The organism is Massilia niastensis DSM 21313 (genome assembly GCF_000382345.1).
GTDB lineage: Bacteria > Pseudomonadota > Gammaproteobacteria > Burkholderiales > Burkholderiaceae_D > Telluria > Telluria niastensis.
The window spans coordinates 60720-86593 of record NZ_KB908091.1 but is presented as its reverse complement, the minus strand read 5'-3'; the positions used below and the strand labels follow the sequence as shown (position 1 = coordinate 86593).

19 protein-coding genes are annotated in these 25874 nt (G+C 67.7%); 7 read left to right on the top strand and 12 right to left on the bottom strand.

Going from position 1 to position 25874, the window contains the following annotated elements; translation table 11 throughout:
- The first annotated feature begins 13 nt into the window (after nucleotides 1–13).
- Genes H162_RS0111435 through H162_RS0111415 form a run of 5 tightly spaced genes read left to right on the top strand, consistent with a single transcriptional unit; the run spans nucleotide 14 to nucleotide 5420 of the window.
- Nucleotides 14–1246 (top strand): ABC transporter permease, encoded by a 1233-nt coding sequence (locus tag H162_RS0111435; RefSeq protein ID WP_020653606.1) that lies wholly within the window; start codon nucleotides 14–16, stop codon nucleotides 1244–1246.
- 30 nt (nucleotides 1247–1276) lie between these two features.
- Nucleotides 1277–2611: a sigma-54-dependent transcriptional regulator gene (locus H162_RS0111430; RefSeq protein WP_020653605.1), complete on the top strand. Its 1335-nt coding sequence runs from the start codon at nucleotides 1277–1279 to the stop codon at nucleotides 2609–2611.
- On the top strand, nucleotides 2608–3975 hold the full coding sequence (locus H162_RS0111425; RefSeq protein WP_020653604.1) for a sensor histidine kinase: 1368 nt from the start codon (nucleotides 2608–2610) through the stop codon (nucleotides 3973–3975). The genes H162_RS0111430 and H162_RS0111425 overlap by 4 nt, the downstream gene beginning before the upstream one ends.
- 16 nt (nucleotides 3976–3991) lie before the next feature.
- Nucleotides 3992–4591, top strand: coding sequence for a glutathione S-transferase family protein (locus H162_RS0111420; RefSeq protein ID WP_020653603.1), 600 nt, complete (start codon nucleotides 3992–3994; stop codon nucleotides 4589–4591).
- Between the two features lie 46 nt (nucleotides 4592–4637).
- A complete protein-coding gene (locus H162_RS0111415; RefSeq protein ID WP_020653602.1) occupies nucleotides 4638–5420 on the top strand; it encodes a spermine/spermidine synthase domain-containing protein in 783 nt (260 codons plus the stop codon).
- Here H162_RS0111415 and H162_RS0111410 read toward each other — a convergent pair.
- On the bottom strand, nucleotides 5380–5916 hold the full coding sequence (locus H162_RS0111410; RefSeq protein WP_020653601.1) for a hypothetical protein: 537 nt from the start codon (nucleotides 5914–5916) through the stop codon (nucleotides 5380–5382). The two genes, H162_RS0111415 and H162_RS0111410, sit on opposite strands and share 41 nt — an antisense overlap.
- 677 nt (nucleotides 5917–6593) lie before the next feature.
- Here H162_RS0111410 and H162_RS0111405 point away from each other — a divergent pair.
- Entirely contained in the window at nucleotides 6594–9017 is a 2424-nt protein-coding gene (locus H162_RS0111405; protein WP_020653600.1) for a TonB-dependent receptor plug domain-containing protein, read from the top strand.
- A gap of 120 nt (nucleotides 9018–9137) precedes the next feature.
- Here H162_RS0111405 and H162_RS0111400 read toward each other — a convergent pair whose 3' ends face one another.
- The 11 genes from H162_RS0111400 to H162_RS0111350 all read right to left on the bottom strand — a co-directional run bounded on the left by H162_RS0111400 (nucleotide 9138) and on the right by H162_RS0111350 (nucleotide 24695).
- Nucleotides 9138–11444 carry a TonB-dependent receptor gene (locus H162_RS0111400; RefSeq protein WP_156885570.1) on the bottom strand — a complete coding sequence of 769 codons (2307 nt, stop codon included), beginning with the start codon at nucleotides 11442–11444 and terminating at the stop codon, nucleotides 9138–9140.
- 197 nt (nucleotides 11445–11641) lie between these two features.
- Nucleotides 11642–13183, bottom strand: coding sequence for a hypothetical protein (locus tag H162_RS0111395; protein ID WP_020653598.1), 1542 nt, complete (start codon nucleotides 13181–13183; stop codon nucleotides 11642–11644).
- On the bottom strand, nucleotides 13180–15159 hold the full coding sequence (locus H162_RS0111390) for a DUF4175 family protein (protein ID WP_020653597.1): 1980 nt from the start codon (nucleotides 15157–15159) through the stop codon (nucleotides 13180–13182). Before H162_RS0111390 ends, H162_RS0111395 begins: the two co-directional genes overlap by 4 nt.
- Nucleotides 15143–16126: a BatA domain-containing protein gene (locus H162_RS0111385; protein ID WP_020653596.1), complete on the bottom strand. Its 984-nt coding sequence runs from the start codon at nucleotides 16124–16126 to the stop codon at nucleotides 15143–15145. Before H162_RS0111385 ends, H162_RS0111390 begins: the two co-directional genes overlap by 17 nt.
- Nucleotides 16123–17025, bottom strand: a complete 903-nt coding sequence (locus H162_RS0111380) for a DUF58 domain-containing protein (RefSeq protein WP_020653595.1) — start codon at nucleotides 17023–17025, stop codon at nucleotides 16123–16125. The genes H162_RS0111385 and H162_RS0111380 overlap by 4 nt, the downstream gene beginning before the upstream one ends.
- On the bottom strand, nucleotides 17026–18009 hold the full coding sequence (locus tag H162_RS0111375; protein ID WP_020653594.1) for an AAA family ATPase: 984 nt from the start codon (nucleotides 18007–18009) through the stop codon (nucleotides 17026–17028).
- 23 nt (nucleotides 18010–18032) lie between these two features.
- Nucleotides 18033–18653, bottom strand: coding sequence for a DUF4159 domain-containing protein (locus H162_RS0111370; protein ID WP_020653593.1), 621 nt, complete (start codon nucleotides 18651–18653; stop codon nucleotides 18033–18035).
- Nucleotides 18654–19991: a TldD/PmbA family protein gene (locus H162_RS0111365; protein WP_020653592.1), complete on the bottom strand. Its 1338-nt coding sequence runs from the start codon at nucleotides 19989–19991 to the stop codon at nucleotides 18654–18656. It lies immediately after the preceding gene.
- Between the two features lie 10 nt (nucleotides 19992–20001).
- Nucleotides 20002–21639 (bottom strand): TldD/PmbA family protein, encoded by a 1638-nt coding sequence (locus tag H162_RS0111360; protein WP_020653591.1) that lies wholly within the window; start codon nucleotides 21637–21639, stop codon nucleotides 20002–20004.
- Nucleotides 21640–21712: 73 nt separating this feature from the next.
- Nucleotides 21713–23047, bottom strand: a complete 1335-nt coding sequence (locus tag H162_RS0111355; RefSeq protein WP_026354521.1) for a TldD/PmbA family protein — start codon at nucleotides 23045–23047, stop codon at nucleotides 21713–21715.
- A 13-nt stretch (nucleotides 23048–23060) separates the two neighbouring features.
- A complete protein-coding gene (locus H162_RS0111350; RefSeq protein ID WP_020653589.1) occupies nucleotides 23061–24695 on the bottom strand; it encodes a TldD/PmbA family protein in 1635 nt (544 codons plus the stop codon).
- Nucleotides 24696–25075: 380 nt separating this feature from the next.
- On the opposite strand from H162_RS0111350, the gene H162_RS0111345 reads away from it, so the two are divergent.
- A complete protein-coding gene (locus H162_RS0111345) occupies nucleotides 25076–25867 on the top strand; it encodes a class I SAM-dependent methyltransferase (RefSeq protein ID WP_020653588.1) in 792 nt (263 codons plus the stop codon).
- Nucleotides 25868–25874: the final 7 nt, after the last annotated feature.

Genomic DNA, 25874 nt, shown 5'->3' with positions numbered 1-25874 from the left:
AAGGAAACCCATCATGGAACTCCGTCCCATCCTGTCCGCGCTGCTGCGCAACAAGACCGGCCCGATCCTGGTCGCGCTGCAGGTCGCGCTCAGCCTCGCGATCCTGGCCAATGCCCTGCACATCGTGAACGAGCGCCGCGAAAAGGTGGCGCGCCCGACCGGCCTGTCCGACGAAGCCGCGACCTTCTACTTCACCGTCCGCAACCTGAACAGCGACGGCCCCGAGCAGATGCTGGCCACCATCAAGCGCGAGACCGAGGTGCTGCGCGCGGTGCCCGGCGTGGCCTCGGCGGCCTACGTGACGCAGATGCCGGTGTCGGGCAGCGGCAGCAACAACAGCGTCGCGCTCGACCGCCGCCAGGAGCGCGAAAGCGCCATCGCCTCGATGTACATCTCGGGCGACTCGCTGGTCAAGACCTTCGGCCTGAAGATCGTCGAAGGCCGCGACTTCCTGCCGCAGGAACTGGTCGACGTCAACGAGAACACCAGCCGCGAACTGCCCAAGCAGCTGATCATCAGCAAGGCGCTGGCCGACAAGCTGTGGCCGGGCGGCTCCGCGATCGGCAAGACCATGTACTTCGGCACCGGCGAGGAAGCCCTGGATACGCAGATCGTGGGCGTGGTCGAGCGCCTCCAGTCGGCCCACGCCGAGACCGGCGAGCGCGGCGAGTTCTCGGCCATCGTGCCGGCGCGCGTGTACGGCCAGCCGGGCGCGCTGTACGCGCTGCGCGCCGAGCCGGGCCAGCGCGACCGCGTGATGAAGGAAGCCGAGGCGGCGCTGCGCAAGTCCTCGGCCACCCCGATGATCCTGGAAGCCAAGACCGTCGAGGAAGACCGCAAGAACCGCTACCGCGCCGACGTGGCGCTGTCGTGGATGCTGATCACGGTCAGCGTGCTGCTGCTCCTGATCACCTGCTCGGGCATCGTCGGCATGGCCAGCCTGTGGGTGACCCAGCGCCGCAAGCAGATCGGCGTGCGCCGCGCCCTGGGCGCGCGCAAGATCGACATCCTGCGCTACTTCATCGCCGAGAACTTCATGATCACCAGCGCCGGCGTGTTCGGCGGGGTGCTGCTCGGCGTCGGCCTGAACCACCTCCTGGTGAGCAAGCTGGAAATGGCGCGCCTGCCGTTCGTCTACCTGGCCGGCGGAGCGATCGTGTTCTGGGCGCTCGGCATCCTGGCGGCCTACGGCCCGGCGTGGCGCGCGGCCAGCACCTCGCCGGCCCTGGCCACCCGCAGTACCTGAGGCCGGACGACCGATGTTATGCTAGCGGACATGCCCACTGTTCTCATCATTGACGACAATGCCGCCGTGGCGATCGCGCTCGACGTGCTGTTCTCGCTGCACGACATCGCCGCGCTGCGCGCCTCCTCGCCCGAGGAGGGCCTGGCCCTCCTCGGGAGCGAAGCGGTCGACCTGGTCATCCAGGACATGAATTTCACCGCCGACACCACGTCGGGCGAGGAAGGGGTGGCGCTGTTCCGCGAAATCCGCAAGCGCCATCCCGACCTGCCGGTGATCCTGCTGACCGCCTGGACCCACCTGGACGCGGCGGTCGACCTGGTGAAAGCCGGGGCGGCCGACTACCTGTCCAAGCCCTGGAACGACGAGCGCCTGCTGGCGACCGTCACCAACCTGATCGAGCTGGGCCAGGCGAATCGCGCCCTGTCGACGCGCCTGCAGCGCGAGCGCCGCGCCAGGCGCGAGCTGGAACAGAACTTCGACCTGCGCGGCCTGGTGTGGCAGGACCCGGCCACCGAGCGCGTGCTGAGCCTGGCCTGCCAGGTCGCGCGCGCCGACGTGCCGGTGCTGATCTCGGGGCCGAACGGCACCGGCAAGGAACGCATCGCCGAGATCATCCAGGCCAACTCGCAGGTGGCCGACGGTCCCTTCGTGGTGCTGAACTGCGGCGCCCTGCCCTCGGAACTGATCGAGGCCGAACTGTTCGGCGCGGACGCCGGCGCCTACACCGGCGCCTCGAAGGCGCGCGAAGGCAAGTTCGAGGCGGCCGACGGCGGCACCCTGTTCCTCGACGAGATCGGCAATTTGCCGCTGGCCGGGCAGATGAAACTGCTGCGCGTGCTGGAAACCGGACGCTTCGAGCGGCTCGGCTCGAACCGCGAGCGCCAGGTGAAGGTGCGCGTGATCAGCGCCACCAACGCCGACCTGGGCGCCATGATCCGCGCCGGCACCTTCCGCGAAGACCTGTACTACCGCCTGAACGTGATCGAGCTGCGCCTGCCGCCGCTCGCCGCGCGTCCGGGCGACATCCTGCCGCTGGCGATCGGCTTCCTCCCGCGCGGCAAGCGCCTGCACCCGTCCGCCGAGGCGGCCCTGCTGGCCCACGCCTGGCCCGGCAACGTGCGCGAACTGAAGAACGTGATGGCGCGCGCCAGCCTGCTGGCCCACGGCGAAACCATCATGGTGGCCGACCTCGGCCTGCCCGCCGCGCCCGCGGCGGTCAGCGAGACCGAACCTGACCGCGACGCGATCGCCCAGGCGCTGGCGCGCGCCGGCGGCGTGGTGGCCCAGGCCGCGGCCGAACTGGGCCTGTCGCGCCAGGCGCTGTACCGCCGCATGGAGCGGCTCGGCATCGCCAGGTCGGCATGAGCGCAGCGGGCCCGCGCGGCCGGGGCTTCCGCCTCTCGCTGGTCACGCGCTGGTCGGCGCTGGTCGGCACCCTGCTGGCGCTGGGCATCCTGATCGCCCTCGGCCTCGATCACCTGTTTCCCGACAATCCGGTGCTGGTGTTCGCCGTCTGCCTGCTGGCGGTGGTCCCGATCGCCATCATCACCATCCGCTCCCAGATCCAGCCGATCCTGTCGCTGTTCCGCGCCCTCGAGGGCACGGTGGCCAGCTACCGCGACGGCGACTTTTCCTTCAGCCTGCACTGGCCGCACAACGACGAGCTGTCCGACCTGATCGCCGCCCACAACGACCTCGGCAACGTGCTGCGCGAACAGCGCCTCGGCCTGGTCCAGCGCGAGCTGTTGCTCGACACCATGGTGCAGAACACCCCGGTGGCGATGCTGCTGGTGACCGATTCGGCGGCCAGCGCCGGCACCATCGTGTACGCCAACGTGGCGGCGCGCCAGCTGCTCGCCGAGGGACGCAAGCTGGAAGGCCACCAGCTGCGCGAGGTCCTGGACGGCGCTTCCGTGGCGCTGAAGGAGGCGCTGGCGCGCGGCGGCGACGGCCTGTTCACCGCCGGCGAGGCCGAGGAGGAAGAGGTCTACCACCTGGCGCGCAGCGCCTTCACGCTCAACGGCCGCAAGCACGAGCTGCTGCTGCTGCGCCACCTGACCACCGAGCTGCGGCGCCAGGAAGTGCAGACCTGGAAGAAGGTGATCCGCGTGATCAGCCATGAACTCAACAACTCGCTGGCGCCCCTGGCCTCGCTGGCCCACTCGGGCACGGAGCTGGTGCGGCGCGGCCAGACCGAGCGCCTGCCGCAGATCCTGCAGACCATCGGCGAGCGCACCCGCCACCTGGAGAGCTTCATCCTCGGCTACGCGCGCTTCGCCAAGCTGCCGACGCCGCGCCTGGAAGCCTGCGACTGGGCGGCCTTCGTGGCCCGGCTCGCGAACCAGGTCGAGTTCCGCCTGGCCGGCGAGCTGCCGCCGGAGCCTGCCTGGATCGATCCAGCGCAGATGGAACAGGCGCTGCTCAACCTGCTGAAGAACGCGCACGAATCCGGGTCGCGCCCGGCCAGGGTCGAACTGCAGGTGCGGCGCGTGCAGGACGTGCTGCGCATCGACGTGCTCGACCGCGGCAGCGGCATGAGCGAAGCGGTGCTGACCAATGCGCTGGTGCCGTTCTACTCGACCAAGCGCAGCGGCACCGGCCTGGGGCTGGCGCTGGCGCGCGAGATCGCCGAGGCGCATGGCGGCCGCATCACCCTGGCGAACCGCGACGGCGGGGGCCTGGCCGTCACCCTGATCCTGCCTGCCCTGCCGGCGCCGCCGTCGCCCTGAGCCACCGGGAGCCATCATGCTGAAGATTATCGGAAAAGCGACATCGATCAACGTGCGCAAGGTGCTCTGGACCTGCGCCGAATTGGGCCTGCCCTTCGAGCGCGAGGAATGGCAGGATGCCCACGCCGTGCTGAACCCGAACCGCATGGTCCCGGTGCTGGTCGACGACGGCTTCGTGCTGTGGGAATCGAACACGATCTGCCGCTACCTGTGCAACCGGCATGGCGGCGAAGCCCTGCTTCCCGCCAACCCGCAAGCGCGTGCGATGGTCGAGCAATGGATGGACTGGCAGGCGACGGAACTGAACACCGCGTGGCGCTACGCGTTCATGGCGCTGGTGCGCGCCAACCCGGCGCACCAGGACCCGGCGCTGGTGGCGGCCAGCATCGCCGGCTGGAACCGCCACGTCGCCCTGCTCGACGCGCGCCTGGGCGCGAGCGGCGCCTTCGTGGCCGGCGACCGCTTTACCCTGGCCGACATCGTGCTCGGCCTGTCCGTCAACCGCTGGCTGATGACACCGTTGAATCGCCCGGACCTCCCGCACGTCGCCGCCTGGCTCGACCGGCTGGCCGCGCGGCCGGCTTTCCACACCTGGTGCCGCAACGGCATCGCCTGAGACGGATCGTCTGGTAAGATCGGCTTTCACCCGCACCTGCCCGACCATGCCGCCCACGACGTTCCGCACCATCGATCCCCGCTTCGCCCAGCCGGGCCACCCGCCCGCCACCATCGACGAATTCGAGGGCGTGCGCTTCCTGCACCTGGGCACCTCCTGGGTGCAGGGCGCGATGCGGCTGGCGAAACCGGATGCGATCGAGCTCGAATACGTGCAGATGATGATGATGTGGACGCTGTTCCAGCAGGCGCCGCGCCGCATCGTCCAGCTCGGGCTGGGCAGCGGCGCGCTGACCAAGTTCTGCTACCAGCGCTTCCCCGGCGCCCGGGTCACCGTGGCGGAGCTGAATCCGAATGTGATCGCGATCTGCCGCGCGCTGTTCGGCCTGCCGGAAAACGACGCCCGCCTCGATGTGCGCGAGATGAACGCGCTCGACTTCGTGCTCGACCCGGCCAACCACGGCAAGGTGGACGTGCTGCAGGTCGACCTGTACGACCACGAGGCGCGCGGACCGGTGCTCGACACGCCGGAGTTCTACCAGGGCTGCCATGACTGCCTGGGCGAGAACGGCATCATGACCGCCAACGTGTTCGGCGACTTCGATCACTACGACAGGAACCTGCTGGCCATGGAGCAGGTGTTCGATGCGGTGGTGTGGCTGCCCGAGGTGCACGATGCGAACATCGTGGTCGTCGCCTTCAAGAACGCGCCGCAGCTCGATTTCTCGGTGCTGTACGAACGCGCCGCGGAGCTCAGGCGGCGCCTGAACCTGCCGGCCAAGGACTGGGTCAACGGCCTGAAGGAGTGGATGCGCGACCACCAGGGCTAGGCTGCCGCAGTACGGCGTCGGTCAGCGCGGCGCGCGCCAGCGCCGGGCGGCCGCGGCGCGGCGCCGGGGCGTCGCCCAGTTCGGACGCGGGCACCGGCGCGCCCAGCACGGCGTAGATGTCGCCATCCGGCTCCCGTTCCAGCGCCAGCACCGGGAACACGCGTTCCAGGTTGGCGTACTTGGCCCAGGCGCCGGCGCCGCGCTGCTCCGACGGCGCGATCGACATCGCGGCATAGCCTTTCGCCCCATTCTCGACGGCGGCGATGCTCCAGACACGGCCATGGTAGGCGTCGGCGCCTTCCGCTTCGTGCTGGGCCTTGTCGAAGCAGCGCACGCGCAGCTGGGCGCCAGGCAGGGGATGTTCGCGCAGGCGCTGGTTCGGCGCATGCCATAGCTGCATGAGCACGATGCCGGAGGGGCCGAACGCATCCCAGGCGTCCTCCAGGTTGCCATAGTGCTCGAGACTGTAACGCTTGCAGAGCTGGGTAATATTCATGAGCTATTCATTCCGATGCCGTTCGCGACGTTCCCGGCTGCGCCGGGATCCCGGGTCCTGCATGGCACGCAGCAAGACGTCCCGGGAGACATGACAGCTCTCGAGGTACACCAGTCCAGCCTTGACGCCGCGCGTCTCGGCCAGGAACAACGCATATTCGGTAGCGAGCGCGGACCGCTCGTCGGTTCGTCGTTGGATCATGGTGTGGCTGCCAAAAACAGATGCTGCGTACCTGCCGCCCCACGCTCGCCGGACTGCTGTCGGCGTGGACGCGGGGCAGCGAATTCAGGACGGCGGAGCAGCGCCCCGCCTAGCCGGATACCCCCCGATTAACGGCACCGGCATGTTGTTCATGCTATATGGTTTGTTTTGCGCACTATTGGGAATGTTGTTAGCGAACGTAACAATCCTGAGCAGCTTTCTTTGTTGCGAATGAGCAGGATGCATAGCCGAAAATGCCTTGGTGCAAAAGGACAATCTGCGTTTCGCTACCCAACCGACATAAATTTTGGACTCGACAGCCGATGCGTCGTATTTGCGCTACAGATAGGCAAAAACGAAACATTCGTATTTACCACGCACGCGAACTGATCCCGCGCTATCCATAACTCGTTGCTAATATTAAATTGCGTCCAAGTAACTTGGATGGGAAAACAAACACAACGAAAAGGATAGAGATGACGAAGAAGAAATTGCCGAAACGCGCCTTGCTGGCTTCCGCCCTGATGGCGGCCCTGGCACCGGTCGCGGCGCAGCAAACCGACGATAGCATGGCCCAGGTGGTGGTGCTCGGTTCGCGCACCCAGGCCAAGACCGCACTCGACACGGCAGTGCCGGTCGGCCTGATCAGTTCCAAGGACTTGCAGTCCGCCGGCACCCTGGAGCTGGGCAAGGTGCTGCAGGACCTGGACCCGTCCTTCAACTTCACCACCACCTTCATCAGCGACGGCACCGACATCATCCGTCCGGCGACCCTGCGCGGCCTCGGCCCGGACCAGCTGCTGGTGCTCATCAACGGCAAGCGCCGCCACCAGCAGGCGCTGGTCAACGTGCAGCAGACCATCGGCCGCGGCTCGGCCGGCACCGACATCAACGCGATCCCGCTGTCGGCCATCCAGTCGATCGAGGTGCTGCGCGACGGTGCGGCGGCGCAGTACGGCTCGGATGCGATCGCGGGCGTCATCAACATCATCCTCAAGAAGGGCGCCGGCACCGGCAGCCTGAGCGCGAGCGCCGGCACCACCGACGAAGGCGACGGCGACACCTACTCGGCCAGCGCCAACCACGGCTTCGCGCTCGGCGCCACCGGCGGCTACGTGAACCTGTCGGCCGAAGCCCGCAAGCGCGACGAGACCAACCGCGCCGGTCCCGACTTGCTGCGCGTCACCCCGGCGCGCGTGACCCAGCGCATCGGCGACTCGAACGCCAAGGACTACTACCTGTGGATGAACTCCGTGCTGCCGGTCAGCGGCGGCGAATTCTATGCCTTCGGCGGCGCCTCGAAGCGCAAGGGCGACTCGGGCGGCTTCTACCGCCCGCGCGGGGATTCGCGCAACGTCCCGGCGGTGTACCCGAACGGCTTCCTGCCGAACATCGTCACCACCGTGCAGGACACCTCGCTGGCGGTGGGCTACCGCCATGACCTGCCGAACAGCTGGAACGCCGACGTCAGCGTCAACCATGGACGCAGCCAGCTGCAATTCCACGAGCGGAACTCGATCAACGTCAGCTACTGGTACGAGAACGGCTCCTCGCCGCGCGAAGCCGATACCGGCACCCTGAAGTTCAACCAGACCACCTTCAACCTCGACTTCAAGGGCCCGGTCAACGTGATGGGCGGCGACCTGTTCGTGGCGACCGGCTTCGAATGGCGCCGCGATAACTACGAGATCGAGGCCGGCGACCCGGTGTCCTACCAGTACGGCCGCACCAACAACCCGGCCATCATCATCCGCGACCAGAACGGCGGCATCGCCGCGGCGGGCATCCAGGGCTTCCCTGGCTACACGCCGGGCACCGCCGTGGACGAAGGCCGCCACAACACCGCGGTCTACCTGGACCTGGAACGCAAGTTCGGCGACAGCTTCTCGGTCGGCGCCGCCGCCCGCCACGAGCGCTATTCGGACTTCGGCAACACCACCATCGGCAAGCTGAGCATGCGCTTCGACCCGAGCCGCACCGTCGGCATCCGCGCCAGCGCCTCGACCGGTTTCCGCGCCCCGGGCGTGCAGCAGAAGTTCTACAGCTCGGTGTCGACCAACCTGAACTCGGCCGGCGTGCTGACCGAGACCCTGACCGCGCGCGAAGGCAGCGCGGTGACGCGCGCGTTCGGCATCCAGCCGCTCAAGGAAGAAAAGTCGAAGAGCGCCAGCATCGGCGTCATCCTGCGTCCGACGCAGAGTTTCAACCTGACGGCCGACCTGTTCCGCACCGATATCGACGACCGCATCGTCTTCTCCAGTAACATCGCTCCGGAATCGGGCCCTTGCGCGACCCCGGCCGCCTGCCCGATCAAGGCGATCCTCGATCCGCTGCGCGTGGGCCAGGCCCAGTTCTTCACCAACGCGATCGACACCGAGACCACGGGCCTGGACATCAGCGCCACCCAGACCATCCGCGGCCAGGGCTCGACCCTGGTGCTGTCCGGCCAGCTGGGCTTCAACAAGACCGAGGTGAAGGACCGTCATTCGCAGTCGTCGGTCCTGACCGGCGCGCAGCTGTTCGACGACGCCCAGGTGACCCTGATCGAACGCGGCCAGCCGCGCAAGCACCACGTGGTCTCGGCCGACTACACGACCGGCCCGTGGAACGTGAACGCGCGCGCCAACTACTTCGGCGAGGTGCAGGGCCAGGGCTTTACCCCGGGCATCGTGCAGACCTGGGCAGCGAAATGGATCCTGGACGTGACCGGGCGCTATGCCTTCAACAAGAACCTGAGCCTGTCGGCCGGCGTGAACAACCTGTTCGACACCTATCCGACCAAGTGGGATCCGGTGAAGGGGGAGCCGTTCCCGCAACTGGGCTTCACGCACTGCTGGGAGACCTGCCCGTTCGGCCTGAACGGCCGTTCGATGTACGTGAAGGCTGACTACACGTTCTGATCGCGGTGGGATGGACGCGTCGTGCTGGGGGTGACGGGCCCCATCGCGGCGCGCGATGCCAGCCCCCAAAAAAAACGGCCCTGTCTCCACAGGGCCGTTCTTGTTGGTGCGAGCGCAGGATCAGAAGTTGACCTTGAACTGCGCGCCAAAGGTGCGCGGCTCGTTCAGGATGCCGGTCAGGTTGTCGAAGTCGATCGCGCCGACCACCTGGACCTTGTCGGTGATGTTGCGCGCAAATGCAGTCACTTCATACTTACCGTCATTCCACTTGTAACCCGTCCGCAGGCCGCCCTCGAGCAGGGACTTGGCCTTGTATTCCTTGGCTTCGTACAGGAACATGTTGTAGGTGGTGCGGTAAGCCCAGTCGGTATGTGCGTAGAACTCGCCGTTGCCCAGCGCCACGCTGTACGACAGGGTGAAGTTGGCCTGCCACTTGGGCGCACGCGGCAGCGGGTTGCCGTCGATGCGCAGGGTGCCGGGGAAGGGGCCGACCGGGTCGGTCACGGTGCAGCCGGCGCGTCCGCCCGTGTTGGCGAAGTTGCCGCACTGCTGGACGAACAGGGACGCGTCCTTGATCTCGGTATCGTTGTAGCTGCCGCCGAAGGTCATGCGCCACGAATCGCTCAGCACGGCCTGGAAATCGAGCTCGACGCCCTGCCCGGTGACCTTGTCCGCATTGATCAGCTGGTTCATGTTGATGACGCCGCTGCCGGCGGTGAGCTGCTTGTCCTTGACGCGGTACTGGAACACGCTGGCCGACACGCGCGCACGGCGGTCGAACATCTCCTGCTTGATGCCCGCCTCGTAGGACAGGACCTTTTCGGCATCGGCGAACGACGGCCGGTCGGCCAGGCTGAACAGGCGGCCCTGCATGCTCGGGGCGCGGTAGCCGGTGGCGATCCGGGCGAACAGGTTGGTGTCCTTGTCCAGCGCGTAGGTGCCGCTCAGGTCCCAGCTGACATTGTTCGAGTCGTTATTGATGATGAAGGGGCCGGCGGTCGTGGCCTCGATGCGCCTGGCCGAGAAGTCCTTCGAGTCGCTCGTGTAGCGCAGGCCGCCGCGCAGTTTCAGCTTGTCGGAGACGGTATAGTTCAGCGAACCGAAGGCCGCCCACGACTTGGTCGATTGGTCCTGGGTCGCATAGAACGGATTCTGCGGATTGTTCGGCGCCAGCGAATCGAAGCTGATGCTGTCGATGCGGATGTCTTCGTTGAAGTAGAACAGTCCGCCGATCCACTGCAGCGGACCGGCGCCGTTCGACTCGACGCGGAACTCCTGGGTCAGCTGCCTGTGGTGCGGCAGCAGGTCGGCCGTCTCCACGACGAAGGGAATGTAGCCAGGCCCCATCGGCGGGGCATACACGGCGCCGAAGCCGCCATCGACGTCGGCGCGGCTATAGAAATCGGCCGTCTCGTAGCCGGTGATCGAGTGCAGCGTGACCTGGTCGAGGTTCCAGCGCAGGCGCATGTTGGCGCCCTTGGTCCTCAGCGTCTGCTTGTTGATGCCGTCGGTCGGATAGGTCCCGTAGTCGAAACCGTCGACCAGGTCGTTGGTGCCCTGCTTGATGATATTGGCGCGGAACAGGGTGGCATTGTTGTCGAGGTCGCGCGCATGGACATTCAACAGGGCGCTGAACTCCTTGTTCGGCTGGATCAGCAGCTGGATGCGGCCGGCATGGTCATGGTAGCCTTCGAGGTCGCGGGTGCCGGTCGGACGCGGGTTGTGCACGCGGTCGTCGCGGTTTTGCGACTGCAGGGACACGCGCGCGGCCACCGTATCGCTGAACGGCAGGTTGAACGCGCCCTCGGCATTCTTGGCCCGGTAGTTGCCGATGCCGACATTCAGGTAACCCTCGGTCTTGAACACCGGCCGCACCGAATCGAACTTGATCACGCCGGCCGGCGAATTGCGGCCGAACAGCGTACCCTGCGGACCGCGCAGCACCTCGACCTGCTCGGTGTCGAACACCGGGAAGCCCTTGAGCATCGGGCTTTCCTGCACGATGTCGTCGACCACCAGGCCGACCGGCTGCGATGCATTCAGGTCGAAATCGGTATTGCCCTGGCCACGGATGTAAAAGCGCGGGAAGGAGCGGCCGTAGTCGGACTCGATATTCAGGCTGGGAGAACGGCCGGACAGGAAGCGGATATCCTGGCCGCCGGCGGTGAGCGTATCGAGCTTGTCGCCGCTGAGGGTGGTGATGGCCATCGGCACATCCCGGATGTTCTCGGCGCGGCGCTGGGCCGTCACGATCACCACGTCGAGCCGCTGCCCGCCCTGCCCCGGATGTGCCTGGGCGGCTGGCGCCTCCTGGGCCGCGACGACTTCCTGTGCCAGTGCTGCTTCACATGGAAACGCGCTGGCGATGGCCAGGCACATCAGGGTACGGCAGCTTGGGCGGGACAGGCGGAAGTCGAGACGTCTCATGGGGTTCCTTTGGGTGGCGGGGTTAACCAGGCCGGGTTGACAGGTATTCGCCAAAGTCGCAAGCGCGGATAGCGCATCTGCAACTTTGTAAATACGAAAGTATATCAATCCGACACTATTTTCACCAAAGAAACTAGAACGATGATGCTTTTTTCCCACAGTGATGGGCTGGAACGGCGCAGCCAGGGATCAGCTGCTTAGCGCCGTTCGCGCCACCACAGCAGCAGCATCGCCGCCGCGAAGGCCAGCGCGAACGGCCAGGCCGGCATCGGCCGGCTCGGACCATCGCCGATGGCCGCAGGCGTACGCGCGGCATAGCGGACCGTGGCGTCGCGCCGCTGCGCCGCCTGCCATTGCGGCCAGTCGCCAGGCGCGTACACATAGACCGCATGCGCGCCGGCCTTCTGGTCGCGCACCTGTAGCCAGCCCGCTTTCGCCGGCCACACCGCTACGCACGAGGCGTCGGCGCGGTCCGCGCGGCGCGCCCAGGTGCGCGTCTCCTTCAGCTCCGGGAAGGCGACATTGCCGCTCACCCCGCGGGCGCAGATTTCCGCGCGCTGGCCCGGCAAGGGCATCTCCTCCGGCGCCAGCCATTCCGACTCCTTCCTGGGCTCGACCCCGACGCGGTCCAGCACGCCCTGCCACCACAGCGCCAGCGCGCGCGGCTCGCCGATCGCATGGCGGTGCCAGTCGGCCACGCCCAGCCAGGCGATGCGTCCCTTCTGCCAGTCGCGGGTCCACACCGTGTCGTCGGTCCCGGTCCCGGTCCACGGGCCGGCCTGGCGCGCGCCTGGCGCCAGCGGCGCGGCCGGCATCTCCAGCGGCGTTGCGATCTTGCGCTCGGCCGGCTGCGCCTTCAGCGGCAGCTCCAGCGTGCGCGCCCAGACACCCGGATCGTTCGCATTCGCGCCGAGCACCAGCAGCGGCATGCCCTGTCCGACACGGACCAGCAGCGCCGAGCGCTCCCCCGCCCCGGCGCGCTCGAACCAGGCGGCGTCGATCACCATCAGGTTGGGCGCGGCCATCTCTGCGCGCGCGGTCTCGGTGCGCGTCACCGCGCGGCCCAGGCTCACCTGCCAGTCGAGCAGCGCGCCGCTGCCGGCCAGCAGCTCGTTCAGCACCCGCAGGTCGAACGAGGGCGCGCCGAAGCGGCCCTGCACCTGCAAGGGCGCCGGCTCGTGCACGACGAAGGGCACCGGGCCCTCGGCCACCACCTTGTTCCTGCCGTCGAGGAGGCGCGCCTTCAGCACCACCGGTTCGATCACCGGCGGCAGCCATTCGACCGCCAGCTTGCCGCTTCCCTTCGCCTGCGCCAGCACCTGGCCGTTCTCGGCCAGCAGTTCCAGGCGGGCCTCGCCCTGGTCCTCGCGCGCCACCTCGAGCGTGAACATCCGGCCCAGCGGCAGCTGGCGCGGAAAATCGAGGCGCAGGGCGCCGCCGCGCGGCGTCTCCCACGCCAGCGGGCGGGCCGGCAAATCGTCCCATTGGGCGCGGCGCAAGCCGTCGCCCTGCAGGCGCAAGGCGCGCACGCCGTCGAGCGAGGTGGGCGCGGCGGCGGCATCCAGCGCCAGGGTGCGGCCGGCTTCGCCCGGCACCTGCAGGCCGGCGGCGAACAGTCCCAGCGCGCTGGCCGCGATGGCGACCAGCAGCGCGTCGATCCACTTGCGGCGCCACAGGTAGAGCGCGGCGCTGGCGGCGCCGGCGAGCGCGATCGCGCCCATCAACACGGTCTGGTTCATGGCTTGCTTCCTTCGCGCCAGCTGCGCGTGAACGGCGTCTCGACCGCGGGCCGCGCCTGCAGCAGCACCTGTCCCTGCCCCGCTCCGGCGCGCAGCCAGGCGCGCAGCACGGGACGGCAGGCGACGCAGCCGTCGGCCACGTCCTGGATCGCGCGCTGGGCCGAGAGGCGCTGTTCGTCGTCCTTGATGCGCGCGCCGACCCAGTCATGCGCGCTGCGGGTCCACAGGGCCGGCAGCGGGGCCTCGCCCGAGAGCGCCAGCACCAGGGCGCGCAGCTCTTCCGGCAGCGGCGCGTCGGGTCCCGCCTGCTCGCGCCGGTAGCTGGCCGCGCCATCCATGTCGCCGGTCATGCGCTTTTCTTCCTTGATCGGCGGCGGCACGAAGGCCGTCTTGTGCAGGTAGATGCGTTCGGCCTGTTGCAGCTCCTTGATCGCCTCCAGCGCCTTGTGCTCGGGCGGCAAGGCGGTCTTCGGCGCGATCGCGCGCAGCGACTTCTCGGCATCCCACATCGCCACCAGTGCACGCCGCAGCACTTTCTTGGTCTCTTCGTCGTACAGGGTCGCGTTCTCGGCTTCGTCGTGGGCGTGGCCGTACTGGTGCAGGATGTCCTGCTTGTCGTTGCCGCCGCCGTGGTCGTCGTGATCGTCGTGTTCTTCGCCGCCGAACAGCGTCGATTCCTCGCCCAGGAACTGGCCGTAGCGGCGGCGCAGCTGGCCCTGGTCGGCAGCAATGCGCTCGCTGCGGTCGCGCACCGCGTCTGCGCTCATCTTCGTGGAACGCATGTCGGCCACCAGCTGTTCGGTGTCGATGATGATCTGGCGCTGGCTGCGCAGGCTCTGCGGTTTGACCAGCATCGGCATCGCCGTGCCCTCTTCTTCCGCCTCGGCGCTTGGCGCCGGCAGGCGCAAGGTGTAGGTCGGCGACTGGACCGTATGCGGACGCCCGGCGTTATCGGTGGCGCGCACGAAGAAATACAGCTCGTCGCCCGGTTCCATGCCCAGTTCGGCCAGCGACCATTGCTTCGACCAGTTGCGCTGCTTCGGGTCGGCCGATGCCGGCAGCGGCATTTCGCGGTCGGTGAAGCGGATGTTCTCGCCGCTGCCGCGCGCCAGGGTCAGGTGCAGGGTGGCGCGGGCGATGACGTAGTCGTCGCGGATCCTGAGCGCCATCGGTGCGCTGGTCGCGGTCTCCGGCAGGTCCTGCACCATCTGCGCCGGCGCGGTGACCGTGATTTCCGGCGGCTGGTCCGGGATCACGCGCAGCGTGTAGCGCGCGCCGCGCCAGCGCCAGACCACCGACTCGGTGGCGGTCCAGCGCGCGCATTCCTTGCCGGGCCTGAGCACCTGGCCGTTGCCCAGCTCGATGCCGTCGCCGTTCGCTGCGCCATCCTCCAGGCACCACGCTACCTCGGTCTGTTCCGGCACCTGCAGGTCGCGCGGCGCCGATGCCGACGCTTTCACGCCGGTATAGGCCGGCGGCGCGAGACGGACCGTCAGCTGCGGCAGCGGCGCGGCCACGGCGGCGGCGACCGGGCCCGCCGGCTGGGCGGCGACCGGCTTCGAACCCGTTTGTGCGAACCACACCATGCCGGCGAGGACGGCGCTGGTCAGGAGCAGCGGATAGCCCGCGGCGACGCGCCCCCTGGCGATCCGGCGCAGGGCGGCCGGCGGCACGCTGGCGTCGAGCCGCGCGAGCAGGCGCTGGCGCTGCAGCTGCGCGACCGGCGATTCGGCATAGGCCAGCAGCGCCGAGCTGTCTTCCATCTCGGGCACGGCGCCGTCCAGCCAGCCCGGCCAATCCAGGGCTACCTGCCGGCGCAGCCTGGCCCAGTCCCATGCGCACCAGCCGGCCCATGCGAGCAGGCCCGGACCCGACGGGATGGCCAGCCAGGGCAGCGCCCCGCCCACCCACAGCGGCATGCGGCGCAGCTGGGCGGCGCGCCAGACGCGAGTGACGATCTCAGCGCTTTCTTGCATGCGTGAGACTCCTTTCCAGTACAAACAGCAGCGCCAGCGCAGCCAGCAGCAGGTCGCGCAGGGCGCCGCCCGGTTCCGGCGCGCGCGCATCGGGCGACGCCGCGAACACCCGCGACGGCGCGGTATAGGCGCGCGGGCCGACATGCAGCTGCTGCCAGTTCTCGACCAGCACGCGCGCGGCGTCCGCGTCGCGCACCGGCCAGGCGGCGTGGTGCCATACGCGGCCACGCGGCGTGTCGGCGTAGCGCAAACCGCCAGCTTCGCGCGCGTTCTTCAATTCGGGGAAGGCGGCGGGATCGGTCACCCACCACAGCGGCGCGCGCAACGAGGCGGGCGGGCTGCCGGCGCGGTCCCAGATCACCAGGCCGGTCTTGCCGTCCGGCGCGGCGTCGATCACCACGCGCTCCGGTCCGTCGATCGCCGCGAACAGGCGCCGCCATGCCTGCGGGCGATCGCTCTCGATATGGACGTGATGTTCGGTCTTCGCCGCCGGGCGGGCTTGCGTGCGCAGTTCGACCGTGCGGCCGAAGGCCGGCAGCGCGGCCGGCATCGGCACGTCGCCCAGCACCAGCAGGCGCGCTTCCTGGCGCCATTCGCGTTCATGGGCGCGCAGCCAGCCGATCGCCTGCCCGGCCGGCATGGCGATGCGCTCGGCCTTGGCCAGCCCGGCCTGCGCCGCTTCGCGCTCGACCCAGGCCGGGTCGGCGCCGTCCGCCACGATGACGGTGTCGCCGCGCCACGGGAACACGGGATCGGCCAGCCAGGCGACCAGGGCGGCCAGCAGCAGGCAGCGCAGCGCCAGCAGCAATGGATCGCTCCAGCGCCATACGCGCGTCTGGTGCGGCAAGGTAGCAGGCAGGAAGCGCGCGGTCGCCAGCGGCGCCGCCTTGTGCTGTTCGCGCTTGCGCCGGTGCCACCAGAGCGGCAGCAGCAGCACCGGGAGGGCGAACCACCACAAGGCGCTCATGTGCGTGCTCCTGTGCGCGCTCCCGGACGGCGCAGCCAGCGCCGCAGCACCTCGCCCGGTCCCTGCTCGATCGTGGCCAGGGCCAGCGGAATATCGCTCCTGCGGCATTGCGCCGTGACCGCCGCGAAGTGCTCTTCGCGCTTGCGGCGGTAGCCGTCCTTCAGGTCGCTGCCGAAGCGGAACACGCCCGCGCCCTGCTCCGGATCGCGGTAGGCCAGCGCACTGGAAAAGCTGGCCTCGACTTCCGCCTCGGTCTGCAGGCACAGCACGCGCACGTCGTGGCGCATCTGGCGCAGGCGGATCAAGGCCTGCGACAGCGGCGACGGCCAGTCGAGGAGGTCGCTGGCGGCGAAGATGGCGCTGGGCGACAGCGCGAAATGCAGGCTGGCCTTCAGCACGTCGGCGTCCGGCAGCCGGCCGCGCGCTTCGGCGCGCTGCAATTGGGCCATCACGCGCTGCAGCTGGCGCGGGCCGCGCGAGGCCGGCGTGAACTGCACCCTGCCCTCGCCGAGTACCACGAGGCCGAAGGCGTCGCCCTGGCGCTGCGCGATCGCGGCCACGCAACCCAGCAGCGTGCGTGCGTAGCCGAGCTTGTCGACGCCTTCGACGCTGCGGCTGGGCTCCGACATCGAGGCGGAGGCGTCCAGCACCAGCCAGACGGCGACGTGGCTGTCGCGTTCGGCCTCGCGCACGAAGTAGCGGTCGGCGCGCGCCAGCAGCTTCCAGTCGACCCGGCGCCACTCGTCCCCGGGCGCGTAGGCCCGGTATTCCGAGAACTCGACGCCCGCCCCGCGCTCGCGCCCGGCATGGATGCCGTGGCCGAGACCGGCCAGCACGTGCCGGATCACGAGGTCGAGGTCGGTCGTGTGCGCGATCAGCGCGGAACCCGCCAGCGCCATTTAGCCGACCTTGATCTCGTTGCGCAGGGATTGCAGCACGTCGGCGATTGCGATGCCGTCCGCCTCTGCCTCGAAATTGCGCAGCACGCGGTGCGCCAGCACCGGCTGCAGCATCGCACCGATATCCTCGCGCGTGACCGCCAGGCGGCCCTGCATCAGGGCGCGCGCCTTGGCCGCCAGCACCAGCGCCTGGCCGGCGCGCGGACCCGCGCCCCAGCCGATGTGCTGCCTGACGGCCGCCACGGTGGTCTCCGATGGGCGGGTGGCGCGCACCAGGCGCGTCGCATAGCGCAGCAGGTGTTCGCCGATCTCGATGTCGCGTACCAGCTGCTGCAGGCGCAGCAGCGTTTCCACGTCCATGGCCGGCTGGGCGTCCGCCAGGCCCGCGTGGGTAGTGCGCGAGACCATCAGCACTTCCTCGTCCTCGGTCGGATAGCCGACGTCGATGTGCAGCAGGAAGCGGTCCAGCTGCGCTTCCGGCAGCGGATAGGTGCCGGCCTGCTCGAGCGGGTTCTGCGTGGCCAGCACGAAGAACGGGCGCGGCAGCTTGTGGGTCTGGCCGGCGAAGGTCACGCAGCGCTCCTGCATCGCTTCGAGCAGGGCCGACTGGGTCTTGGGCGGCGCCCGGTTGATCTCGTCGGCCAGCAGCACCTGGGTGAAGACCGGTCCCTGCTGGAAGCGGAACACGCGCTGGCGCGTGCTGGTGTCCTCTTCCAGGATCTCGGTGCCGACGATATCCGAGGGCATCAGGTCGGGCGTGAACTGCACGCGGCGGAACTGCATGTCGGTCGCCTGCGCCAGCGACTTGACCAGCAGGGTCTTGCCCAGCCCCGGCACGCCTTCGACCAGCGCATGGCCGCCCGCCAGCAGGCAGGTGATGAGCAGGTCGACGACCTGCTCCTGGCCGATGATCACGCGCGCCATGCTGCTCTTGAGCGCGTCCACTTTCGCCGTCAGGCCGGCGATGTCCTGTTCATTCCACATTACCGCGTCACGTTCCGACACTGCTATGCTCCCAACGCATATTGAATGATATTGACTGCGAACCGGGTATTGTCGACCGCCAGGAACCGCTTGTTGCGGAAGTCGTAATCCCATTCGCAGCCGTAGTCCTTGTTCGAGTACAGCATCCGGATCCGGCCGCCGAACTCGATCGCCTTCAGGTACTCGTGCACCAGGTCGTCGCCCCAGCCATTCAGCTCGCCCGAGGTGGTCGGCGGGCCGTCGAATTTGAAGAAGCACGAATACAGGCGATGCGTATTCGGAATCTTCTTCAGCGCCGATACCCCGAAGATCTTCGCCATCTCGGCCTCGAACGACTTGGCGAACAGCCCGTCGATGTCATGGTTGCAGTCGTCGACGAAGACGAAGCCGCCGCCGCGCACGTAGCGCTCGAAGTTGCGCCGCTCCGCCGGCGTGAACTGGACCAGCTTGTGGCCGGCCAGGTAGCAGAACGGCGCCTCCAGCATCTTCGGATCCGACAGCGCCACCACCCGCTCGGCCGGATCGACCCGCAACGTGGTGTACTCGACGAGCGAGTTCAGCACGTTGCTGGGCATACGGATATCCACGTCCCAGTCGCCCGATTCGTAGCTCAGGCGCGTGAAGTAGAAATCGACACTGGCCATTTACACCGCGTCGGACAGCGACGTGAAGTTGAAGTCGCGCACCTTCATCGGCGGCAGCACCATCTGGTACGGCACCTCATCGCCACCGATGACCTGCGGCTTGCCCAGTTCGTCGATGTTGTTGAGGATGGTGACCGGGCTCTCGTTGAAACGGAAGTTCTTGATCGGATGCTTGATCTTGCCGTTCTCGACGTAGAAGGTGCCGTCGCGGGTCAGGCCCGTGATCAGGAGCGACTGCGGGTCCACCATGCGGATGTACCAGGTGCGGGTGACCACGATGCCCTTCTTGGTGCCGGCGATCAGCTCTTCCAGCGACTTGGTGCCGCCGGCCATGATCATGTTGCCGTGGCCGCCCGTGGCGCGCTTGCCGGTCTTGAGGGCCCAGTAGGGCGAGTACTCGAGCGAGGCGACGCGGCCATCCTTGATCAGGTCGGTGCGCTCGCGCGCCAGCATGGTCTGGTTGTCCCACGGCGCCACCGGCACGTCCTTGTTCCACGGGTCGGCCCAGATGTTGACCTGCTGGTCGAACAGCTTGTCGCCCAGGCGGTTGCCGCCGCCCTTCTTGGCCAGGAAGCTGCGGCCCTCGTCGGCCGAGCGGGCGTCGAAGGAGCTGAACATGTTGCCCAGGATTTCGGACGTCGCCGCCGGTTCCAGGATCACGGTGTAGCGGCCCGGCTCCAGCGCCTTGGCTTCCACCGAGCGCAGCGCCTTTTCGATCGCCACTTCGGCCGCTTCGCGCGCGTCGAAGCGGGCGGCATCGACCGCCGAACGGGTCACCCAGCCGGAACCGCGGCCGTCTTCGGTGCGCGCGGTCATGGTATAGGACAGGTCGGTGAACTCCTGGAAGCCGAACACGCCCTTCGAGTTGGCGACGGCGGCGAAGCGGGTGCTGTCGGTGAAGAAGCCGGCGGTGACCAGCTTCTGCTTGCGCGCCAGCTCGATGCTGGTGGCCGCGACCTGGGCGCGGAAATCGGGGTCGATGGCGGCGGTGTTGGCGACGTAGGTGCCGGTGGAGCGGAATTCCTGCTTGCCCGGCGCCGGCACGAACTCCGGATTTTCCGGGGCGAGGCGCGCCAGTTCCTCGGCGCGGCGCACGGCGCGCTCGAGCGACTTGTCGTCGAACTCGTTGATGACGGCGATGCCGGTGCGCTTGCCGAAGGCGACGCGCACGAACAGCTGCATGTCGTCGGTCAGGCCGGCGGTCGAGACGCTGTTGCGGGCGAAGCGCACGTTGCCGGTGCGGTTGCCTTCGATCGACACGGTGCATTCGTCGGCCTTCGACAGGCCGATCACGCGGTCGCAGATGCGTTTTGCTTGTTCCTGGTTCAGGTATTTCATCCTGGTCTCCTCATCCGATCTTGCGTGCGGTGTTAATGACGTTGATGCCGTTGAAGCGGGTGGTGCTCGACCCGTGCGACACGGCGCTGACCTGGCTCGGCTGGCCCTTGCCGTCGAAGAAGGAGCCGCCCATGCGCCAGTCGCGTTCGTCGCAGATCGCGCTGCACGCGTTCCAGAATTCCTGGGTATTGGCCTGGTAGGCGACGTCTTCGAGCGGGCCGGTGATCTTGCCGTTCCTGATCTCGTAGAACAGCGTGCCGCCGAACTGGAAGTTGTAGCGCTGCTGGTCGATCGAGTACGAACCGCGGCCGAGGATATAGATGCCCTTCTTGACGTCCTTGACCATCTCGTCCGGGGTCAGGCGCGCCTTGCCCGGCTCGAGCGACACGTTCGGCATGCGCTGGAACTGGATGGTGCTCCAGCTGTCGGCGTACGAGCAGCCGTGCGACTCCCTCTCGCCGATGATGTGGGCCTGGTCGCGCGTGGCCTGGTAGTTCACCAGCATGCCGTCGCGGATGATGTCCCACTTCTTCGCCGCGACGCCTTCGTCGTCATAGCCGATGTAGCCGAGCGAGCCCGGGGTGGTGCGGTCGGCCACGAAGTTGACGCGCTCGGCGCCGTACTTGAATTTCTTCGTTTCCCACTTGTCGAGGCCCGCGAAGCTGGTGCCGGCGTAGTTGGCCTCGTAGCCGAGCACGCGGTCCAGTTCCGTCGGGTGGCCGACGTTTTCGTGGATGGTCAGGAACAGGTGTTCGGGGCTGAGCACCAGGTCGTACTTGCCCGGCTCGACCGACTTGGCGCCGAGCTTCTCGCGCGCCTGCTTGCCGGCCAGGCGGGCATCCTCGACGATGTCGTAGGATCTGGTGTACAGCGTGGTCACGCCGCCCGCGGCCTGCACCTTGTCGGCGGCGCGCGCATCGAAGTACTCGTAGCCCATCGACACCGGCGCGCCCAGGCCCGCGCGCGAGCGGAACTTGCCGCTCGCCTTGTCGACGGCGGTGGCGTTGATCGGGGCCCACAGGCGGTGGATGTCCTGGTCGATGTAGGAGCCGTCGGTCGAGGCGAAGTACTTCTGCTGGTTGATCTGGAACAGCGACGCGGTCATGAAGTTCGCACCCGCATCCAGGCCCGCCTTGTTGGCGGCCAGCAGCATGTCGGCCTTGTCCTTGACCGGCACGGCGCGCCAGTCCTTCTTGATCGGCGTGGCCCAGGCCACCTCGCCGACGCCCTTCACCGGCGCCAGGCGCACCGGCTCGGGCTGCAGCCTGGCGTTGGCCTTGGCGATGGCGACCGCCTGGCGCGCGGCGGCTGCCACGCCGTCCGGCGTCATCGAGTTGGTCGAGGCGAAGCCGTAGGCGCCGCCCGCGATCACGCGCACGCCCACGCCGCTCGACTCGGTGTTGCTGATGTTCTCGACGTTCAGGTCGCGCGTGATGATGAACTGGTTCAGGTAGCGGCCGATGCGCACGTCGCAGTAGGACGCGCCGGCCTGGGTGGCGGCGTTCAGGGCGATGTCGGCCAGGGCTTTCTTGGCGCTGGCGGCCATCGGGTTGAGCAGCTCGTCGGCCGCGATGGCATTGCCGAACACGGGGATGAGCATGGCGCCGGCGGTGCCGGCGCCGATTTGCAGGAATTTACGACGTTCCATGTGTTTTCCGTTTTACCCGTCATCCCCGCGCAGGCGGGGATGACGGTGCGCTGGTTGGTTCGACGGCGCGGGTTTAGACGGCGTCCGACAGCGACGTGAAGTTGAAGTCGCGGATCTTCATCGACGGGATCAGCATCGAGTAGTTCGCCTCGTCGCCGCCGATCACCACCGGCTTGCCGATTTCCTCGATGTTGTTCAGCATCGTGACCGGGCTCTCGTTGAAGCGGAAGTTCTTGATCGGGTGCTTGATCTTGCCGTTCTCGACGTAGAAGGTGCCGTCGCGGGTCAGGCCGGTCAGCAGCACCGACTGCGGGTCCACCATGCGGATGTACCAGGTACGGGTCACCAGCACGCCTTTCCTGGTGTTGGCGATCAGCTCCGCGGTCGACTTGTCGGTGCCGGCCATGATGATGTTGCCGGCGCTGCCCACGGGGCGGGCGCCCTTCTTGCTGGCCCAGAAGCGCGAGTAGTCGAGGGCGTTGATGCGGCCGTCCTTGACCAGCGCCATGCGCTCGCGCGGCAGCATGCTGTTATCCCACGGCAGGACCGGCACGTCCTTGTCCCACGGGTCGGACCAGATGTTGACCTGCTGGTCGAACAGCTTGTCGCCCAGGCGGTTGGCGCCGCCCTTCTTCGACAGGAAGCTGCGGCCCTCGTCGGCGCGGCGGGCGTCGAAGCCGTTCAGCATGAAGCCGAGCAGGTCGCTGGTGGCGGCCGGCTCCATGATGACGGTGTAGCGGCCCGGCTCCAGCGCCTTGGCGTCGACCGAGCGCAGCGCCTTTTCGATCGCCACTTCGGCCGCTTCGCGCGGATCGAACTTCGCCACGTCGCGCGCCGAACGCTTCACCCAGCCCGAACCGCGGCCGTCCTCGGTGCGGATGGTGCAGGTGAAATCGAGCGAGGTGGCGACCTGGTGGCCGAACAGGCCGTTCGAGTTGGCCACGGTCTCGAAGGACGAGCGGTCGGTGAAGAAGCCGGCCGAGACCAGGCCCTTCTTGCGGCAGGCTTCGATCGTGTAGGCGGCAGCCTGGGCGCGGTATTCCGGATCGATGTCGGCGGTGCGCTGGACGAAGGTCTCGGACGACTTGTACGGCTGCCTGGCGATGGCCGGCATGAATTCCGGATTCGCCGGCGCCAGGCGCGCCAGGTCTTCGGCGCGGCGCACGGCGCGCTCGAGCGACTTGTCGTCGAACTCGTTGATGGTGGCGGTGCCCTGCTTGTTGCCGAAGGCGACCTGCACCTGGATGCGGGTGTCGTCGGCCAGGCCGGCGGTCGACACGGCATTGCGGGCGAAACGGATGTTGCCGATGCGGTTGCCCTCGATGTTGACGATGCACTCGTCGGCCTTCGACAGCGACAGCACGCGATCGCAGATGCGCTTGGTTTGTTCCTGGGTCAAGATACTCATGTGGGCCCCTGCCTTAGCCGATCTTGCGAGCGGTATTGATCACGTTGATACCGTTGAAGCGCGCGGTCGACGAACCGTGCGACACGATACTGATCTGCGGAGGCTGGCCCTTGCCGTCGAAGAAGGAGCCGCCCATGCGCCAGTCGCGCTCGTCGCAGATCGCGCTGCAGGAGCTCCAGAATTCCTGGGTGTTGGCCTGGTAGGCCACGTCTTCCAGCATCTGGCCGATCTTGCCGTCCTTGATCTCGTAGAACAGCTGGCCGCCGAACTGGAAGTTATAGCGCTGCTGGTCGATCGAGAACGAGCCGTCGCCGACGATGTAGATGCCCTTCTTGATGCCCTTGACCATCTCGTCCGGGGTGAGCTTGCTCTTGCCCGCCGCCAGCGACACGTTCGGCATGCGCTGGAACTGCACCGTGCTCCAGCTGTCGGCGTACGAGCAGCCGTGCGATTCCTTCTCGCCGATGATGTGGGCCTGGTCGCGGGTGGCCTGGTAGTTCACCAGGATGCCGTCCTTGATGATGTCCCAGCGCTTGGTCTTGACGCCTTCGTCGTCGTAGCCGACGCAGCCGAGCGAGCCCGGGGTGACCTTGTCGGCGAACAGGTTGACGATCTGCGCGCCGTACTTGAATTTCTTCGATTCCCACTTGTCCAGGGTGGCGAAGCTGGTGCCGGCGTAGTTCGCCTCGTAGCCCAGCACGCGGTCCAGTTCCGTCGGGTGGCCGACGTTCTCGTGGATGGTCAGCCACAGGTGTTCCGGCGACAGCATCAGGTCGTACTTGCCCGGCACGACCGACTTGGCGGTCAGCTTGCGCTTGGCGTCGCGGCCCGCGGCGCGCGCGTCCTCGATGATGTCGTAGCTGTCGGTGTACAGGGTGGCGACGCCGCCGGCGGCCTTGATCTTGTGCTCCGGACGCGCGTCCAGGTATTCATAGCCCTTGCCGACCGGGGAGCTCAGGCCCGAGCGCGAGCGGAACTTGCCGCTGGCCTTGTCCACCGCGGTGGCCTGGAACGGCGCCCACAGGCGATGCACGTCCTGGTCGATGTAGGAGCCGTCGGTCGAGGCGAAATACTTTTGCTGGTTCACCTGGAACAGCATCGACTGCATGAAATTGGCGCCGTTGTCCATGCCCGCCTTGTTGGCGGCGATGAGCAGGTCGGCCTTTTCCTTGATCGGGACCGCGCGCCAGTCCTTCTTGATCGGCGTGGCCCAGGCCACTTCCCCAACTCCCGTCACCGGTGCGAGCTGCACCGGTTCGGACTGCAGCCTGGCGTTCGCCTTCGCGATCGCCACCGCCTGGCGCGCCGCGTTGGCGATGCCGTCGGACGACATGTCCGAGGTCGCCGCGAAGCCATAGGCGCCATTGCAGATCACGCGCACGCCGACGCCGGCCGATTCCGTGTTGGCCACGTTCTCGACGTTCAGGTCACGGGTGGTGATGAACTGGCTGAGGTAGCGGCCGATGCGCACGTCGCAATAGCTTGCCCCGGCCTTGGTGGCGGCGTTCAGGGCGGTGTCGGCGAGCGCCTTCTTGGCTGCGGCCGGCATGCTGCTGAGCAGTTCTTCGGCTGCGATCGCGCGGCCGAACGGGACCAGCATCGAGCCGAGCGCCAGGCTGCTGAAATTGAGAAAAGTACGGCGTTCCATAGGGTCTCCTGGGTTACCTATTTCCGGACAGCGGTTCCGTGGATTGCACGGCGCCGCGCGTTATATGTACAGCGTTATTCGCTGAGCGCTTCGTTCCCTGCAAAGCAGGTGACAAAACCTCGCAACCTTAGACGAAAGCTTTTGAATAGGCAATCTTTATGCCACCGCGCGGTGCACCAATAAGTGGCTGATTTCGCGGGCCGGCGCTGTGTCCGTGGAGGTGTCCGCGCGCTGTCCGGCTGTCCGCGCCGGACGATATGCGGACACTGCATATGCATATGCCGGCAACGCTTGACTGTCCGGCCGGCCTGTCCGATCATCAGCGCGGCGGCAGCGGCATGCGCCCTGCCCCGGACAACCCTCCATGGAGACACCGAACGATGAAACGACTGATCCTGGCCGCCCTGCTGGCCACCGGAGTTGCGGGCGCCGCGCAGGCGGACGACGCCCTGAAGGCAGCCATCGCCGGCGAACACCGCAGCGCCGCCAACAAGGCGCGCGACGCGTATCGCCACCCCTACGAAACGCTGACCTTCTTCGGCATCAAGCCGACCATGACGGTCGTGGAACTGGCGCCCTCCGGCGGCTGGTACACCGAGATCCTGGCGCCCTACCTGCGCAAGCAGGGCAAGCTGATCGGCGCGGGCGAGGAGATCGCCGAAGGCAAGCGCTATGGCATGGCGTTCCGCAAGAAGCTCGATTCGAACCCGGCCGTCTACGACAAGGTGACCCCGTCCCTGTTCGAACCGCCGAGCCGCTACGACATCGCGGCGCCGAACAGCGTCGACATGGTGCTCACCTTCCGCAACCTGCACAACTGGGTCGGCAACGGTGACGAGGCCTTGAAGAACACCTTCAAGGAGATCCACAAGGTCCTGAAACCGGGCGGCGTGCTGGGCGTGGTCGACCACCGCCTGCCGGCCTCGATGAAGCAGGACGAGAAGGCCTCCAGCGGCTACGTGCACGAAGCCTGGGTGATCAAGACGGTCGAGAGCGCGGGCTTCAAGCTGGCCGGGAAGTCCGAAGTCAACGCCAACCCGAAGGACACCGCCAACCACGAGAAAGGCGTATGGACCCTGCCGCCGGTGCTGGCCAACGGCGACAAGGACCGCGAGAAGTACAAGGCGATCGGCGAAAGCGACCGCATGACGCTCAAGTTCGTGAAGCAGTAAGGCATTT

Excerpts from the sequence above, each read along its gene's own strand:
- H162_RS0111355 (WP_026354521.1), bottom strand. The coding sequence starts at position 23,047 with ATGAGTATCTTGACCCAGGAACAAACCAAGCGCATCTGCGATCGCGTG.
- H162_RS0111345 (WP_020653588.1), top strand. The coding sequence starts at position 25,076 with ATGAAACGACTGATCCTGGCCGCCCTGCTGGCCACCGGAGTTGCGGGC.
- H162_RS0111405 (WP_020653600.1), top strand. The coding sequence starts at position 6,594 with ATGACGAAGAAGAAATTGCCGAAACGCGCCTTGCTGGCTTCCGCCCTG.
- H162_RS0111415 (WP_020653602.1), top strand. The coding sequence starts at position 4,638 with ATGCCGCCCACGACGTTCCGCACCATCGATCCCCGCTTCGCCCAGCCG.
- H162_RS0111370 (WP_020653593.1), bottom strand. The coding sequence starts at position 18,653 with ATGGCCAGTGTCGATTTCTACTTCACGCGCCTGAGCTACGAATCGGGC.
- H162_RS0111410 (WP_020653601.1), bottom strand. The coding sequence starts at position 5,916 with ATGAATATTACCCAGCTCTGCAAGCGTTACAGTCTCGAGCACTATGGC.
- H162_RS0111435 (WP_020653606.1), top strand. The coding sequence starts at position 14 with ATGGAACTCCGTCCCATCCTGTCCGCGCTGCTGCGCAACAAGACCGGC.
- H162_RS0111365 (WP_020653592.1), bottom strand. The coding sequence starts at position 19,991 with ATGAAATACCTGAACCAGGAACAAGCAAAACGCATCTGCGACCGCGTG.
- H162_RS0111360 (WP_020653591.1), bottom strand. The coding sequence starts at position 21,639 with ATGGAACGTCGTAAATTCCTGCAAATCGGCGCCGGCACCGCCGGCGCC.
- H162_RS0111350 (WP_020653589.1), bottom strand. The coding sequence starts at position 24,695 with ATGGAACGCCGTACTTTTCTCAATTTCAGCAGCCTGGCGCTCGGCTCG.
- H162_RS0111425 (WP_020653604.1), top strand. The coding sequence starts at position 2,608 with ATGAGCGCAGCGGGCCCGCGCGGCCGGGGCTTCCGCCTCTCGCTGGTC.
- H162_RS0111390 (WP_020653597.1), bottom strand. The coding sequence starts at position 15,159 with ATGCAAGAAAGCGCTGAGATCGTCACTCGCGTCTGGCGCGCCGCCCAG.
- H162_RS0111420 (WP_020653603.1), top strand. The coding sequence starts at position 3,992 with ATGCTGAAGATTATCGGAAAAGCGACATCGATCAACGTGCGCAAGGTG.
- H162_RS0111430 (WP_020653605.1), top strand. The coding sequence starts at position 1,277 with ATGCCCACTGTTCTCATCATTGACGACAATGCCGCCGTGGCGATCGCG.
- H162_RS0111375 (WP_020653594.1), bottom strand. The coding sequence starts at position 18,009 with ATGTGGAATGAACAGGACATCGCCGGCCTGACGGCGAAAGTGGACGCG.
- H162_RS0111400 (WP_156885570.1), bottom strand. The coding sequence starts at position 11,444 with ATGAGACGTCTCGACTTCCGCCTGTCCCGCCCAAGCTGCCGTACCCTG.
- H162_RS0111385 (WP_020653596.1), bottom strand. The coding sequence starts at position 16,126 with ATGAGCGCCTTGTGGTGGTTCGCCCTCCCGGTGCTGCTGCTGCCGCTC.
- H162_RS0111395 (WP_020653598.1), bottom strand. The coding sequence starts at position 13,183 with ATGAACCAGACCGTGTTGATGGGCGCGATCGCGCTCGCCGGCGCCGCC.
- H162_RS0111380 (WP_020653595.1), bottom strand. The coding sequence starts at position 17,025 with ATGGCGCTGGCGGGTTCCGCGCTGATCGCGCACACGACCGACCTCGAC.